Origin of the sequence: Corallococcus exercitus, assembly GCF_003611585.1 — a bacterium.
Lineage (GTDB): Bacteria > Myxococcota > Myxococcia > Myxococcales > Myxococcaceae > Corallococcus > Corallococcus exercitus.
The window spans coordinates 15,409-31,040 of sequence record NZ_RAVW01000061.1 but is presented as its reverse complement, the minus strand read 5'-3'; the positions used below and the strand labels follow the sequence as shown (position 1 = coordinate 31,040).

13 protein-coding genes are annotated in these 15,632 nt (G+C 68.4%); 6 read left to right on the top strand and 7 right to left on the bottom strand.

All coding sequences use genetic code 11. The annotated features are described in order from the left end of the window. Positions 1-242 precede the first annotated feature (242 nt). Genes D7W79_RS10745 through D7W79_RS10735 form a run of 3 tightly spaced genes read left to right on the top strand, consistent with a single transcriptional unit; the run spans position 243 to position 2,837 of the window. A complete protein-coding gene (locus D7W79_RS10745) occupies positions 243-1,733 on the top strand; it encodes a sigma-54-dependent Fis family transcriptional regulator (protein ID WP_120525265.1) in 1,491 nt (496 codons plus the stop codon). 50 nt (positions 1,734-1,783) lie between these two features. After that, complete coding sequence (locus D7W79_RS10740) at positions 1,784-2,281, top strand: hypothetical protein (RefSeq protein ID WP_120525264.1); 498 nt, start codon at positions 1,784-1,786, stop codon at positions 2,279-2,281. A 19-nt stretch (positions 2,282-2,300) separates the two neighbouring features. Beyond that, on the top strand, positions 2,301-2,837 hold the full coding sequence (locus D7W79_RS10735) for a DUF4347 domain-containing protein (protein ID WP_120525263.1): 537 nt from the start codon (positions 2,301-2,303) through the stop codon (positions 2,835-2,837). A gap of 15 nt (positions 2,838-2,852) precedes the next feature. Here the strand turns inward: D7W79_RS10735 and D7W79_RS10730 are convergent, their stop codons facing one another. Beyond that, a complete protein-coding gene (locus D7W79_RS10730; RefSeq protein WP_158616937.1) occupies positions 2,853-6,218 on the bottom strand; it encodes a bifunctional serine/threonine-protein kinase/formylglycine-generating enzyme family protein in 3,366 nt (1,121 codons plus the stop codon). 262 nt (positions 6,219-6,480) lie between these two features. Here D7W79_RS10730 and D7W79_RS10725 point away from each other — a divergent pair, with 262 nt between their 5' ends. Continuing rightward, a complete protein-coding gene (locus D7W79_RS10725; RefSeq protein WP_120525268.1) occupies positions 6,481-7,395 on the top strand; it encodes a serine protease in 915 nt (304 codons plus the stop codon). Between the two features lie 71 nt (positions 7,396-7,466). Here the strand turns inward: D7W79_RS10725 and D7W79_RS10720 are convergent, their stop codons facing one another. From D7W79_RS10720 to D7W79_RS10700, 5 genes are all read right to left on the bottom strand, one after another. Continuing rightward, positions 7,467-8,438, bottom strand: coding sequence for a M12 family metallopeptidase (locus D7W79_RS10720; RefSeq protein WP_120525261.1), 972 nt, complete (start codon positions 8,436-8,438; stop codon positions 7,467-7,469). A gap of 70 nt (positions 8,439-8,508) precedes the next feature. Further along, on the bottom strand, positions 8,509-9,042 hold the full coding sequence (locus D7W79_RS10715) for a hypothetical protein (protein ID WP_147441880.1): 534 nt from the start codon (positions 9,040-9,042) through the stop codon (positions 8,509-8,511). 182 nt (positions 9,043-9,224) lie between these two features. Next, the gene (locus D7W79_RS10710; protein ID WP_120525259.1) at positions 9,225-10,154 is read right to left on the bottom strand and encodes a hypothetical protein; all 930 of its coding nucleotides are present in this window, start codon (positions 10,152-10,154) and stop codon (positions 9,225-9,227) included. A 7-nt stretch (positions 10,155-10,161) separates the two neighbouring features. Next, positions 10,162-10,665 (bottom strand): hypothetical protein, encoded by a 504-nt coding sequence (locus D7W79_RS10705; RefSeq protein WP_147441879.1) that lies wholly within the window; start codon positions 10,663-10,665, stop codon positions 10,162-10,164. 268 nt (positions 10,666-10,933) lie between these two features. Beyond that, positions 10,934-11,797 (bottom strand): caspase family protein, encoded by an 864-nt coding sequence (locus tag D7W79_RS10700; RefSeq protein ID WP_120525257.1) that lies wholly within the window; start codon positions 11,795-11,797, stop codon positions 10,934-10,936. A 310-nt stretch (positions 11,798-12,107) separates the two neighbouring features. Here D7W79_RS10700 and D7W79_RS10695 point away from each other — a divergent pair, with 310 nt between their 5' ends. After that, on the top strand, positions 12,108-14,264 hold the full coding sequence (locus D7W79_RS10695) for a hypothetical protein (protein WP_208729690.1): 2,157 nt from the start codon (positions 12,108-12,110) through the stop codon (positions 14,262-14,264). 28 nt (positions 14,265-14,292) lie between these two features. Here D7W79_RS10695 and D7W79_RS10690 read toward each other — a convergent pair whose 3' ends face one another. Further along, entirely contained in the window at positions 14,293-15,015 is a 723-nt protein-coding gene (locus D7W79_RS10690; RefSeq protein ID WP_120525255.1) for a hypothetical protein, read from the bottom strand. 88 nt (positions 15,016-15,103) lie between these two features. Between D7W79_RS10690 and D7W79_RS10685 the strand changes: the two genes are divergently transcribed. Further along, entirely contained in the window at positions 15,104-15,631 is a 528-nt protein-coding gene (locus tag D7W79_RS10685) for an ureidoglycolate lyase (RefSeq protein WP_120525254.1), read from the top strand. Position 15,632 lies beyond the last annotated feature (1 nt).

Below are 15,632 nucleotides of genomic sequence, written 5' to 3'. Positions count from 1 at the left end.
ACCCACGGCGGCGCGGCGACCCCTCCCTCAGCAGCCTTCGTGCCAGGACTGTTCTCCCAGCGACAGGCCGTCGCGGTGTCCAATCGCCTGGATTCCCCGGCGTCGGAAGTGACCAGTCCAGTGGACAGTCTTTGATGGCTCACCCCGGGCCGGGGGCTGGCGCGCGAAATGCTTACCCCACGGGTATGCACGTCACGGGAAGACCATTTGTCTCTCTCAAGGAGGGTCCTAGAGTCTCGGGCATGACCGAGCTGGAAATCCGCCTGACCCGTGAGCGGAGTCTGTACCTCCACCTGCTCCGCATCCTGGAGTCCACGGCGCCGGGCGAGCCCATGCGCGACGTGCTGACGGCGCTGGTGGAATTGACCCAGGCGGAACGGGCCTACCTGGAGCTGTATGAGGATGTGACGGCGGGTGGGCGCCAGTGGTCCCTCTCCCATGGATGCTCGATGAGCGAGGAAGAGCACATCCGCGCGGTGACCTCGCGGGGCATCGTCGCGGCTGCCATCGCCTCGGGACAGACGCTGCATACGCCGTTCGCGCTGCTCGACCCACGCTTCTCCGCGGCCCGCAGCGTCAAGGAGCAACGGTTGGAGGCGGTGCTCTGCGTGCCTCTAAGCGGAAGTGCCCCTGGGGTCCTCTACCTCGAAGGGCAGCGAGGCGCTGGGCCCTTCTCCCCGGAAGCGGTCCAGGCAGCCGAGACCGTGGCGCGCTTCATCGTCACGGCCGTGCAGCGCGCGAACTCCGGGAGATGGCGCGAGGCGGACGACCCCACCCTGCCCTTCCGGGAGAAGCTCCGGCTGGGCGGCATCGTGGGCCGAAGCCGCGCAATGGCTCACGTCTTCGAACAGGTGGCGCTGGCGGCGCCTCTGGACGTCTCCATGCTCATCACCGGGGCCTCCGGGACCGGGAAGACCCAGCTGGCGCAGGCCATCCACGACAACAGCAAGCGGCGGGGCGGTCCCTTCGTGGAGATCAACTGCGCGGCCATTCCCGAGGGGCTCATCGAGAGCGAGCTCTTCGGCGCGCTGCCCGGTGCCTTTCCCGGAGCGCGCCGCACGGTGGGCAAGGTGGAAGCCGCGGAGGGCGGCACGCTGTTCCTGGACGAGATCGCGGAGATTCCGCTGGCGGCCCAGGGCAAGCTGCTTCAGCTGCTCCAGTCAAAGCAATACTATGCACTGGCGAGCTCACGGCTCGCGAAGGCGAACGTCCGGATCATCGCCGCCACCAACGCGGATCTGGAACAATTGGTGGCGGAGCGGCGGTTTCGCGAAGACCTCTTCTACCGGCTGAACGTCTTCACGCTTCGCATGCCGAGCCTTGCCGAACGGCGGGAGGACCTGGGGTGCCTGGTGGAACAGTTGCTGGAGCGGTTGTCGGAGGAACACGGGCTGCCGGCGCTGAGGGCCTCCCCCGGCTTTCACGCGGCCTGCGAGGTCGCGGAGTGGCCCGGCAACGTCCGGCAGCTCCGGCACCGGCTCGAGGCGGCGCTCATCCGTGCGAGCGCGGAGGCAGCCACGTACATCGAGCCGTGCCACCTGGCAGACGGGCCTCGTGCGCAGCAGGAGGGTATCCTGTCCTTCCATGAGGCGACGCGGCGGTTCCAGCGGAACCTGCTGCAGCACGGACTGGTGACGTCCGGGTGGAACGTGAGCGAGGTGGCCCGTCAGTACGACCTGGCCCGCGCGCATGTCTACAACCTCATGAGGGCTTTCGGGCTGAAGCGGGAATGAGGCCTTGCTCCTTCACGCAGTACCACACGCGGTCTGATACGAGGCTCACCATGGCGGACACCATCTCGACCGATGACTACTACCGGGCGGATATCTCGACGAAGAAGCATCCGGAAGAACTGGGCGCCTGGTGGTTCAAGAACTGGGTACGCCTCTACAATGTATTCAAAGTCAAGTTCGAAAGCCGGACCGTGGACCTGCAGAAGAAGACAGACCTGCTGGCCTTCCGCTTCGCCCAGGATGAAAATCTCGGTCCTTTCTACGTCGACCTCAAGGATGATTACAGGTTCGTGTGGTCGGACCTGCCTTCGACCGTCCAACTCGCCACCAAGGACGCGCCTTACGGCTTCCTGCTGCTGTCGCCCGAGTGGGTCGCGGCACAAAGCCAGACGGTGGGTGCGAACCTGGGTGCTTTCGCGGAGGGAGGAGGGAAATGGCCCATCGCCGCGGGAGAGAAGTCACTGCGCGAGTTCATCCAGGAACGAGTTCAAGACAAGAAGCTTCAGTCTCAACTCATTGAACTGCTCGACCTCCTGCTCAAGGAGTAGACCTCCAGGGCTCACGCACATGGGAATCCACCTCACGGTCATCTCCTATCCTCAAACCATCCACCCGATGTTCGAGGCGGTTGCCCTGGCGGCCAACAACCAGTCCAGCGAGCACAGGTTCGCAAGGTGTCAGAATGGCGGTGGACTGCGGTTGGCCATCGCGAACAGCAAGCCTCGAGGCCGGGACGGCCGGCCGGACGTGTCGGTCCTCGACCTCGTGGGACACGGCCGCGCGGGTTATTTCAAGCTGGGCGATGAGATCCTCATCGACAACGGCAAGATTCGCTCCGGTGCGGTCCGCGAGCTCAATGATCTGCTTCCCCGCGGCGCCACGGTCCGGTTCCTGGGCTGCCTGACGGGTGACGAGGACTCGGGGCTGCAGATGTTCAAGGAGGTCGTGGGGGCCTTGCAGCAAAGGATTGCCGTATCCACCGACGTCCTTCAGCCCTGGCATTTTGGCCAGACGGGGCTGTTGGACGACTACCGGCACCTGTTGCTTTCTTCCGATGCCGAGGAGACCTCCCCTACGCAGCGGCATCGCAACGGCGTTGAGTGAAGGGGGTGAGCCGCGTCAGCGGCTCCCGGGTTGCCCCTGGGATGCGCCAGCACCGGGGCGTTCCACGCAGCGCATCCCGATTCCGAACTCAAAACGCCGGGGAGGCAGGTGGTTGGTCCAGGTGACCTTGTGGTGTCCCTGCTCCTCGGATGCATCCCACCTGCCGCCCAGGAGGTTTCGCAGGTTCTGGAAGTCTCCCTGCATGGCCGTCGTCTCGGTCCACTCCGCGACGTTGCCCGCCATGTCGAGCAGCCCATAGGGGCTCTGGTCTTCAGGGAAGGAGCCCACGGGCGCGACCCCCGGGTACGGGTCGTGCCCCAGGATGTTCGCGGGCGGATGCTTCCTGGCCACCAGCCAGACCGTCTCCCGCTTTGGCGCCGGATTGACGCGCCGGCCCTCCGCATCGAGCGTCAAGCCGCCTCGGAAGCCCTTGCGCCACTCGTCCGCTGTCGGCAGCGCCTTTCCCAGGTAGCGGCAGAAGGCCTCCGCGGAGAACGCATCCAGTCCGGTCACCGGACTCGCCAGCTCCAGTGAGCGCGAGAAGATGGGATGCTGCGGTGGAAGCTCCCGCACATACGGCGTCCGCCGGAGCACGCCCTCCTCGAAGAGGCGGAACTGACCGTTGGTGACCTCGGTCTGGTCCATGGCGAAGTCCGCCACGTCGATGAGCCGCTCCGGCTCGCGCGTGTCGTCGTCCTCCGGGCGCCAGAAGGGTCCCGCTGGAATGGGAATCAGTCCGACACGCGAGGCCTCGCACGTCGGAATGGGGAGGCGAATCTCCTGGAGGGGTACGCGCTCCCGGTGACCGGGGAGCCGCTCCAACCGGATGATGGACGGGCCGCAACCCTCGCGCTCCACCACCAGCCACGCCGGGCGGGAGGGCGCCTCGACACGCTCCCGCAGGGTCCCGTCCGGCTCCCGGCGAAGCTGTCGCCGCTGGAGGTCCGGCGCCCGGTAGGGCACCGCCTCCTCGGCCTTCGTGTTTCCCTGGACGGGCGCCAGGCGCCAGCCCGACACGTCGGACCGCGAGGCCTTCGTCCAGCGCTGCTCCATCGGGTCGAAGTCATGGGGCTCCAGGACGAGGTCGAACTCACCGATGTCCGCCGAGGCCAGGCGGATGGTGGCCTGCTGGCGGATGGCTTCGAGCTGGTTCTTCCGGAAGGCCAGCGCCGCGAGCACCGCGGCGACGGAGACCCCGACCAGCAGGCTGATGAAGCCGCTCCACAACCACCGGCGGCGGCGAGCCAGGGCCCGGGCCCGCCGCTGGCCCTCCTCCAGGAAGGTCCGCGAACGCGTGGGCAAGGTGATGTTCCAGGCCTCCACCCGGCGCAAGGCCTGCCGCAAGGGCTCGTCCGCCCAGGTCTCCCCATCCGGCCGGCCCCGCTGGTCCCAGAGCCGTGACGCCTCCTCGAGCTGCTGCACCAGCATCCGTTCTTCGCGCGTCTCCTCCACCCAGCGCGTCAACGCGGGCCAGGTGGTCGCGAGCGATTCGTGGGCCAGCTCCACCAGCGCCTCGTCCGTCTGGGGGTCCCGGGCCGTCACCACCAGCCGGTTGGCGTGGAGCTTCTCCAGCACGCCCGGCGCGGAGTCCGCGAGCCCCTCCAGCAGCTCGGCCAGGGGGCGGGGCCGGCGCGTTCCCTCCGCGGTGACCAGGCGCAGCAGGAGGATGCGAGCCGCGCGCACCTCCTCCGCGGGAAGCTGTTGCAGGAACTGCTGTGCATGCGAGGCCAGCGCGCCTCCCGCACCGCCCAGGGCCTCGTAGTCGGAAGCGCGCAACAGGCGCGAGTCGACGTCCCGCCGCTCCCACAGCGCCAGGCAGACGAACTGCAGCAAGGGCAGCCCGGCGGGCTGGGACTCCACGTCCTCCACCAGCCTCGGCACCAGCGAAGGCGCGTCCACCGAGTAGCCCACACGTCGCAGGGGGCCCGTCACCGCCTCCCGCAGGGCCGCCGGCGTCAACCTGGCGAGCGCGAAAGCCGCGCCCAGCGAAGGGCGCAGTGACTCCAGCCGTGAGTACTGCCCCAGGTAGTCGTCCCGCAGCGCCAGGACGATGCGCCACGGCGCCTCCACGGAGGCCGCCGCCCTCAGGCACGCGGCGACCCGCTCGGACTCCTCCGATGAGGCGAGCGTGAAGACCTCCTCGAACGCGTCCAGCACCAGCAGCACGCTGCCGCCCGTCTCATCGCAGAGCCGTCGCAGCAGCCGCACCACTTCGCCGGGGCGGTTCGCGAGCGACTCCGCGACGGCGCTGACGGACGACTCCTCCTCCCGGCCCGCCACCAGCAGGGCGGCGAGCCGGGTCAACGGCTTCGCGCCGGGCCGGGCGTGCAGCACCGTCCAGCGATCCATCTGCCGGTACCGTGCGAACACGCCCGCATGGAGGAAGGAGCTCTTGCCGATGCCCGACGGGCCAATCAGTGGAACCAGGGCTTCATGGCGCAGGCGTTCGACGAAGCCATCGAGCTCCAGCTCACGGCCGAAGTAGTCCCCCGCGTCGGCCTCGGTGAAAGGACGCAACCCGCGAAAGGGCGCCCGGTCCACCACGCGGAACGATTCAGGGTGGAGGGCTGCCGACAGCGATTGGGCGACGTCCCTTGCGCTGGGGCGGGCCCCGGGTTCGAGCAGGAGGCAGCGCTCCAACACGTCTCCGCCGGGCAGCCCTCGCAAGCGGGGAGAGAGGGCCAGGGGTTTTGGCGCGAAGGCGAAGGTGGCCAGCGCCCCGTCGTCGAGCGGACGCCGTCCTTCCAGGAGCTCACACGCGATGATGCCCAGGGACCAGAGGTCCAGGGCGGGCGAAGGCGGGGCCCCCCGCCAACGCTCGGGCGCCATGTATGCCGGCGTGCCGGACGCGGCGCCCTGCGCCCCGCCCGCATGGCGCGCCAGCCCGAAGTCCACGACCCGCACCCGTCCGTCCCGGGGGATGAGGATGTTCTCCGGCTTGAGGTCCGCGTGGATGATGCCGTGCTGGTGCGCCTCGGCAATGGCCTCCGCGATGGCGCGGCAGATGCGCAGTGCTTCGTGGAGGCCGGGCGCTTCCCGGGTGATCCGCTCGCGGAGCGACTCGCCGTCCACGTACTCCAGCGCCAGGTATGGACGCCCGTGATACCGGCCCACCGCGTGCACGGTGACGATGTGGGGGTGACTGAAGCGCGCGGTGGTGCGCGCCTCGTCCATGAGCCGCTCCGCGTGCTCCTCCCCGAGCAGCTCCACCCTGAGGAACTTCAACGCCACCCGCCGGCCCAGCTCCTCGTCCTGCGCGAGGAAGACTTCGCCCATCGCTCCTTCCGCGAGGAAGCGGACGATGCGAAAGCCATCCACCTGGCTGCCCACCTCGATGGCACCAAGCCCCGAGGAGGGCTGCGCGGCAGGTTCCCCTGGCATCGGACCGGGAGTGTCCGCCAATGCCATCCACGCATGCAACTGCACACCGGACCAGTGAGGCGGACTCCACCTCGGGAGCCCCGCGCCGTCCATCCGGCTCGACAGGTCCCGGGCACGGGAGTCACCCGGATTGGACAAGCACCGCAAGCCACGGAAGTCGAGTGACCCGGCGCCAGCCGAGGCGCGGTGGCGGCACGCTTCACGCACTCCCGCGGGGACGAGCGGCCCGCCTCCGTGCCGCGATACCAGGAGCATCCTTCCCATGACGCTTGGGCCCTTCGGTCTGTTCTGGAGCATGACCCTGGCCGTGAACCCCGCCCACGCCGCGGAGGCGCCCACACGCCGCGCCGCGCATCCCGTGGCGTTGTCTTTCGAGGACAGCGCCCGGGTGATGTTCAAGGCCTGGGGCGTGTCGCAGCCTGCGGTGAACGGGCCCGTGGCCTTGAACCCTCGCGCCGAGCGGATGCGTGCCACCCAGTCCATCGCCGGAGGCCACGAGGCCGCGCCCGGGAAATGGCCCTTCAGCGTCGCCATCGCCTACCGCAACCAGCAGGGCACGCTGACGCAGTATTGCGGCGGCTCGTTGATCTCACCGGACACCGTGCTGACCGCGGCGCATTGTGAGGTCTCCACCGGCCACTATGCCGTCATTGGCAGACATGACCTGTCCACCAACAAGGGCCGGGCGCTCCGGATCGTCGCGGTGACATCGCACGTGGGCTTCGACGACCAGAGCTTCCAGAACGACATCGCCCTCCTCCGGCTGGCCGCCCCCGTGGCGGAGTTCGCTCCCGTGCAGCTCGCCGGCCCGGACCTGGTGCTGGCGGAGGGCCAGCGCCTCACGGCCCTCGGCTGGGGCCCCGCGCGCGAGCGTCGCTCGAACGCACCGGTCCTGAAGGAGGTGACGGCGCAGGTGGCCTCGCGTGCGGAGTGCGCGGCCCGCTACCTGCGCAAGTACCCCATCACGCCCAGGATGCTCTGTGCGAGTGCTCCCGCGACGAAGGACACGTGCCTGGGGGACAGCGGCGGGCCGCTCTTGATGACCACCGCGGAAGGCAAGGTGCTTCAGGTGGGCATCACGAGCTTCGGGATTGGCTGCGCCCGCCCGGACTTCCAGGGCGTCTACACCCAGGTCTCTTCCTTCCAGAAGTGGCTGGCCCCCCCGCCGTCACCGTGAGCCCCCTGTTTTCCAAGCCCAGCAAAGAAAACACCCGCCGCGATCTGATTCGCGGCGGGGCCCTGCGTGGTTCAGGCCGCCTCGATCAGGAGGTCCGACTCCTGGACGTCGTCGCTCTCCGGCCAATCGCTCTCGGCCCTGGTGTTTCGGACCGCGGGGGCGCCCCCGATCCTGGGATAGATCTTGCCGACGAAGTTGGCATCGGACGCATTGATGTCCACCCCGCCCCGGATGGGCTTGCCATCGACGGTGATGGACCCCGGCAGCTGGTAGCACATGATGGAGTCCTGATCCGGGGGCGTTCCCATGATGGACGCGTCCTCCAGGGGCGTGAGTACCTGCTGGTCCACGGTCGTGGGGGTCCACCCCTGGGTCCGCAAGAAGTGGTCGTAGGCTTTCTGGCGGTCAATCCGGTTCACCAGCTCCCTGCGCATGTGCTCGTGAGGCATTCCCAGGGTGTGGCCCGCCTCGTGCCGGACCACCCGAATGAACTCCTTGTCGGAGGTGCTCATGGTGAAGCCCTGCAGGTTCATGGTCGGCAACCGGTGGGGGATGAGCAGGACGTCCGTCCCCAGGTAGGACCAGTATCCCCCCAGGTCACGCGAGATCCGGATCTGGCCGACCTCCGAGGTCTCGACGAACTCGACGCACCCGAACTGGGCCCACGCGTTCAGGTGCGAGACGATGCGCCGCCGCAGGTCCGGGGCCGTGGTCTCCATGAAGCTCACGGAGAGCTTTCGGGGCTTGGGGCCCCAGTACTTGCCGGTGACGATCGCCGCGGCCAGGGGAGTGGGCAGCAAGGCCCCCTCGGCCATTGCGGCCATCCTTCCGAACACAGGCTCGTTCACGGGGTTGAGGCGGCTGGCCAGCTCCGCCGCCCGCAGCAGCAGACGCCCCGGCAATTGCTTCACCGAGCACCCCGGCTCGCCCTTCTCTTCGCCCACCACGGATTCCACCAGGTGAGGGGAAGCAGCGCTCCCCAGCCCTTCCTGCGCGTCAGCACTGGCCAGAAACCGCTGAATCCCCTTGGTGCGTATCGCCATGACATGTCCTCCCTGACATCACGTGCTGCGTTGAGACATCCGTGAAAACCGGGTCGCTGGGACGTATGGGTCACACCCTGCGCTGGAGATTTTCCGCTGCCTTTCGAAGCGCTTCGGAAACGGCCATGACGGCCGGGGTGTCGTGGCGTTCCAATTCGCCCGCCGCGACAGAAAAGGCCCTGGAGACATCCGGAGCGGCACCCCTGCGCGCCACCTCAGGCAGGGCCTTGAGCCCGGTGCGCAGATCCACCAGGGCCTTCACCAGGTCGTGCCAGAAACGGGATCCCAGCGTCGTCGTCAGGCCCATCAGCAAACAGCCGCTGACGTCTTGAACCAGGTTCGTGGAGAACTCCGCAGGCCAGGGATGCAGATAGTGAGCGAAGAACGCCTCCGTTCCCCCGGAGAGCAGCGCCAGGAGGTTGGCACGGGTCGCGACCGCCAGGATGACGGCGGGCACCCAGTTCAAGCCCCCCACGGTGAGCCAATCCAGCAAGACCTTCCTGTTCGGCAAGCGTGTCTCAAGCGCACGAATCGCTTCGAGCACACGCTCATGGACAGCAGAGAAGACAGCGATGATGGAGAAGGCTTCCATGAGTCGATCCATGATTCACTCCGTGGCCTGGGGTGTGGTGCTCGGGCTGCCTGGTGCGGAAACCATGCCGACGCCGTGGCGTGCATGGGCCGGGACGCAGCGCGAGCGCCCCCATGCTTCGGGCGCGCTCGCGCTGTCCTGCCGGGACGACAAGCAAGGGCGACGTCTGTCCAATGAACTGGACAGCGAAGGATTCAGCGGGACCGCGAGCGCTTCACCCTGGGGCGCACCGTGTGTTCGGCGGTAGGTGCGGCGACCGGGGCGAACAGGAACTCGGGAAGGCTGCCGGCCCCCAGCGTCTGCATGACCGCGGGCAGCAGCGGGACCGAATCCGGGCTGCTCCAGCCCATCAGCAGGGGGGGCTTCCTGGCGTCGTCCAGGATGAGCACCAGCCGGCAGTCACAGGCGAACGTGACCGGCACTCCCTCGTGGCGGATGGTGAAGTCCGGCTGCGCCAGGGGGCGACCGCGGCCCAACGGCTCGAAGCCCGCGGGGAAGAACTGCTTCCAGTGAAGCAAGGACTCCACGTCCTGCACGTCCTGCGTGAGCAGATGCGTGAGGTACGGGTTGCGCCCGGGCGCGGCCCCAATCACTGGAACCGGGAAGGGAACCGGCAACGGTCTCGCGATGTCGGTCCTGCGCGAGGAGTGAAGGGCCGTGAAGCTCTTCAGCAGCCCCTCGGGTCCGAAGTGCTCCGGCTCCACCCGGGCGGTCGTCCCAATCACGGTCTTGTTTCCCAGGTCCGCGGATGCCTGCTGGATCAGGGCCAGGCCCTCCTGGCCAATGCCTGTCAGGCATCCCAGGATGCGCACCTCGACGTCGTCGGGCAGCACGGCGGCCAGTTGCTTGAGCACCGGATGTGGCTCGCGCCCCAGCTCCAGCAGGTTGAAGTCACCCAGCCGGAAGCGGGTGGGAGCTCCGTGGCCCACGAGGTCGAGGCGGGTGAGGTAGCGCCCGGCACTCATGACGAGCTCATAGAGCTGGGCCGGATTCTGGCACCGGAAGAAACGGTACTGCGCGTCCTGCCGCTCTTGCGAGTCCTGCCATTGAACGTTGAAGGCAATGTTCTCGAAGACGGTCTCCATCTTCGCCGGATAGGAGATGACGGTGAGGTAGGAGTCCATGGTGCTCCTAGCCCTTGGAGAGGGAGTAGTCGGTCATCAGGCCCTGCACCTTCTGGCGCAGCTCCTCGTTTTGCAGCAGCCGGATCAGCTGAAGGGCAAGCGCCAGGGCGGAGTCGGCACCAATCGGCCACTTGCCGCCCCCCTCGGCCAGGCTGTCGGGAACGCCGTTCTTCGACAACCACAGCGGGGTCAGGAAGAGGAACCCGAACTGGTCTTGCGTGCCCAGCTGGGCCGTCGAAGGCAGGTCAGGCCAGACATAGCTGTGCTCGAGCTGCAGCTTCAGCGTGAAGGGCTGGTCCGAGGGCGACGGATGGCCGACCACGAAGAACTTCAGCGTCTGCACCCCATCCTGGACGGTGTTGCTATGGACCTTGACCTTGAACGGCAGGTAGCCACGGTACGCGAGGTCATCTGGCAGGAGGCGATCCCACCATTGGATCAACGCATCCGCGCTAGCAGTGGGCATGCGCGTGGAATCCATGAAACTACTGGTCTTGCAGGCCTTCTCCATGAGACCCCCTGGGTTGTGAGACAGGGAGAGGCAAAGCATTTCGCGCGCCAGCAGCCACCCCCAGTGAGCCCCCTCGCGAAACTGTCCACTCCACTGGTCAGGAGGGCCCGGACCGGTCCAGGCCAGCAGACAACTTCACGCGTTGAACGACGCCCTGTCTTTCTCGGAGGCGTCCATGGAACCCGGCTCACGCCGCTGGAGCTGCTCTCGAAGGCCCAGGCGCGGCACCTCGACGGTGCCGGCACCGAGCAGTACGTCGATTGCCGCCTCAGCCCACGTGGAACGGAATCTGCCGTTCGAACTCGCGGCTCGGCACTCCGATGATGGAGTACGCCGGGGACTGGATGGGCGGCATGGTGCGCAGGATGCGGCGGTGGAACGTCGGGTAGGTGGCCTTGAACTTCCCGCCGTTCCACACGCGCAGCAGGTTGGCCGTGAAGAGGCCGTTGTAGACGCCGTCGCTGGAGAGCTGGTTGTCCTGGCAGCCCGAAATGAGCAGCACCGTGGCCTTGAGCGTCAGCCTCGGGTCCTCCTTGGGCAGCCCCTTCAGGATGGCGTCGTACATCGCCTTGTTCTCGCGATACGTGCGCTGCTCGATGCCCAGCGGCATCTCCTTGAAGTGCCGCTCCGTGGGCTCCGTGCTCCGCATGGAATCCGCCAGCAACTGCAGGCTGCCGCTGGAGCGCAGGGCCGCATAGGCCACACTGCTCACAGAGCCGCTGTGGCAGCTGTCGGAGAGCATGAAGACCCGCACGCCGGCCTTGAGCTTCGACATTGCCTGGTAGATTTCGTCGTCGACGAGCTCCCCGTCGTACAGACACCACGTCTCATCCAGGCCGTCGTCCTCATCCCCGTTCATGTCAGGGAGCTGGCCGCCGTGCCCTGAGTAGGTGAACAACAACAGGTCTCCGGCCTGGAGGACCGACGCCGCCTCGCCCAGCTCCGCGAGCACGCTCGCGCGCGTGGCGTCCTTCGTGAGGAAGGGGCGGATGCGGCTGAATTCCTGCGCCTTCGCGATGCTGATCATGTCCTCGGCGTCCGCTTCGCACGCCTTCAGCTGGCCATCCCAGCCCGCGTAGTGCTTCGGATCCACCGCGTTCAAACCGATGTTGATGGAATATCCCTGCGCCATGACTGTCTTTGCCTCCCCCACTCACGGTGGAGACGGGTGCTCGGGATGGCAGGAAGGAGGCGGGGCGCGCCGCGTTCTTCCGGCCCTTCCCCGGCCGGGAGCCCTGGGCTCGCTCCCTCCGCCCCCCGGCGTTCCCGGCCCCTGGATGTCAGCCATACAGACAGTGCGTTAGGCTGGCGACCCCATGGTCAAGATCTCCGGCTTCCCCGGTCCGACGACGCCGTCCGTTCCAAGCGTGGACACGCCAGTGACGCAGGCGCCCCAAGCCGCGGCTGTGGCTTCTTCGCGCCGCTCCAGCTCCGCCTCGTCCATGGCCGCTCCGGTCGCGGCGGGCGCGAAGGCCCCCGCGCAGCGGAAGATGGAGCAGCAGCTCTCCGCCCTCCCGGATGGCCCCACGCGACAGGCCCTGCTGAAGGCGCTTTCGAACGGCCTGTCCCCGACCGACGCCGGCGCGATCGCCACCGTCCTGGGCGGACTCAGCCCCGCGCAGCAGAAGGACCTGTCGACCCTGCTGGCGAAGGCGGGCCTCAGCACCAAGGCCTCACCCCGGTCCGACGCGGACGCGGAGCGCACCTTCCTCCTCAAGGCCGTCGCGGGCGGCGCTTCGGGCGCGACGCTCAAGCGGCTGGCGGATCAGATTCGCGGGCGTCCCCCCTCCCACCAGGGCTTCTCCTTCAACCCGCTGTCCGCGTCCGCGGGGACCCAGAAGCGCTCGGCGCCCACCAGCGCCGCGGATGCCGCCGCGGCGAAGCTGAAGACGGCGATGGATGACATCTGGGGCACCGACGAGGCCGCGGTCTTCCAGGCCCTGGAAGGCCTGGACCCCTCCCAGCTCAAGGAGGTGGCGCAGAAGTACGAGAAGCTGACCGGCACACCGCTGGAGGACGCGCTCAACCTGGAGCTCGAGGGCGCGGACCTGAAGCGCGCGCTCACGGCGCTCGGACGCCAGGGGCCGGCCGCCCCTACCGCGCCGGTGCAGGCCTCGGCCAAGGCCGCCGCGACCACGACCGTCTCGGCCGCCACCGCGAGCGACATCCAGAAGAACCTCGATGGCATCCAGGTGAAGTCCAAGGACGAGGGCACCCTCCAGCGCGGGAACGCCGTCGAGCTCAACGACCTCATCCCCCGCAACGTCGCCACCTGGAAGCCCCCGAAGGCGAAGCTCTACGCCCCGCTGAAGAAGGCGGTGGAGGCGCGCAACAAGGCGCAGGCGGCCGTCAACGCGGCCACCACCGAGCCGGCGAAGAAGGCCGCGCAGGAGAAGCTCAAGGCCGCGGATGCAACCGTCCAGGCCGAGGGTGAGAAGGTCAAGGCGTGGCTGAAGGATCACATCGGTGACAATCCCTCCCTCCGCCATGCGACCGCGGAGGTGAAGGTCGCCGAGCGTGGGCTCTCCAAGCTGGAGAAGCAGCAGAAGAAGGCGAAGGTGCCGAAGGACCCCGTCGAGGCGGAGAAGTTCCGTCAGTCGCAGAAGACCGCGCTCGACGCGGCGAAGGCGAAGGTCACCGACGCGCAGGCCCGGGCGAAGACGGTGAAGGACGGCCTGCTCGCGCGGGTGGACGCGTACGCGCCCATGGTCGCCGTGAAGCAGACCCGTTCGGAGGTCACGGTGAACGGGACGACCGTGACCATGCGGGATGGGCGTGAGACGGCGTACACGAACTCGTGGAGCGCGGTGGATGGCGGCGCCGTGTCGGGTGACTCCGCCGCTCAGGTCACGTCCCAGCTGGAGAAGAGCGGCATCAGCGAGGACCGGCAGAAGATCCTCGCGTCCATCTCCGGCCTGGAGGGCACCTTCAGCAAGGTGAACACCTGGGACATCGGGCGCGTCTCGTGGGGCTTCACCCAGTGGACGCTCGGCAAGGACGGCAACGGCACGCTGGCCGGGTTCATGCGCGACCTGAAGAAGACCGACCCGGCGCAGTACGAGAAGAGCTTCGGCAAGTTCGGCCTCGACGTCGACGCCAAGGGCGTGGTGCTCACCCGCCCGGACGGCACGGTGCTCAAGGGCGTTGCCGCGGCCGAGGCCATCCGCACCGACGTGAAGCTGGCCGCCGTCTTCATGGCCGCTGGCGCCGACCCGGCCATGCAACAGGCCCAGATCAAATATGCCGACGAGGGGAAGATCTCCGGCACCCGCAACACGACCGTGCCCGTGACGGGCAAGGACGCCGAGGGCAAACCCAAGGCGGCGAAGCTGAAGCTCAAGGACGTCGTCACCAGCGAGTATGGCAATGCCATCATGACCGACCTCGCGGTCAACGCCGGCTCGGGCGCGAGGGTCGCCGCCGCCGCGCTGGAGAAGTACGTGAAGGACAAGGGCGTGGATCCGGCCAAGGTGAAGGAGTGGGGGCCGGACGCGGAGAAGGCCATCATCGCCGCGCTGGAGGGCGCCTCGCGCTCGGAGCGGCTGGTGCACCACCGGGAGGCGGGGTTCAGCAAGGCGCCCAATTCCTTCGCGGACTGAGCGCGCACGGCCCCTTCCCCACGCCCGCTCAGTCGTCCGAGGAGACCGTTTCGCCCCAGGGGCCGTCCTTCAACCGCAGGTGACGGCGCAGGGTGTCCGCGAGCCAGGCGGCATCGCCTTCGTTCTCGAAGCCGGTCACCAGCGTCAGCGTCTGTCCATCCCGCGTCCTCGCGTGCAGGGCGAAGCGCCGCAGGACGTACAGCCCCTTGCCGCCCTTGCGCGTGAAGGCGTGCACCGCGAGGGAGTCCAGGGTGCGCACATCCACGACCGCGGCGCCGAACACGGGCAGCGGCTTCGACGTGATGCGCAGCGTGTCTCCCTTCACCTCCACCCAGGTCAGGTTGAGGGCCATGGCGATCGCCGGATAGAGGCCCATGAGCAGGACCCCACCCACACAGCTCCACTCAAGCACGTCGAAGCTGGCGACCTGGTCGGGGAAACGGACGGCGAAGAGCACCGCCACGAGGAGGATGCCCAGCACGGCGTACATCGCGTCGAAGGACGGGGCCGTCCACCCGATGCGCAGCGCCCCGTCGTCGCGCTCCACGAGGAAGTTGGGAGGCGCCACGGAGACCGAGCCCCGGGCCACGACCGGCTTCCCGTCCGTCGGGGCGACAGGGCCGTCCACGCGGCGGAAACTGCCGTTGTCGCGCACGTGGTACGTCACGCCGCAGCCCCGGCAGGTGAGAAGGACATGGCCGGGCGCCAGGCCCGGAAGTGGCGTGCCACACTGCTCGCAATGGGCCTGCATCGCGGCCTCCCGGACGCGAAGCCTAGCCGGGAACGCGGCCCGACGCCGCCTGACGTCCCGGGGCACGCGCCTCTATAGTCGGCTCCCCATGAAGGACGCTCCCGCCCCGCTCCGCTCCATCGTCGCCCTGCCCCTGACGCCGGAGGGCTTCGCGCCCTTCGGGGACGTCGTGTCCGCCGGACTCAAGAGCGGCGCTTCGGCGAACCAGGGCACCGCGGTGCGGTTCGACTGGTCGGCGCGGCTGGAGAACGGCCGGGCGGGCGCGCAGCCCAACCTCGCGGTGTTCCGCTCCGTGCCGCAGCCGCTGCCCTTCACCGTGAAGCTGCTGGAACACCATCCCCAGTCGAGCCAGGCGTTCCTGCCCATGCGCTGCTCGCGCTTCCTGGTGTGCGTCGCGCCCACCGTGCCTTCTGGCGGGCCGGACCTGGAGGGGCTCGTCGCGTTCGTCTGCGGCCCCGGCCAGGGCGTGAACTACCACCGGGGCGTGTGGCACCACCCCATCGTCGCGCTCGATGCGCCGGCCGAGTTCGCGATGCTGGCGTGGGAGGACGGGAGCGCGGAGGACTGCGTCGTGCGGCAGTTCTCCACGCCCATCTCCGTCGTCGTCGCGGGCTGAC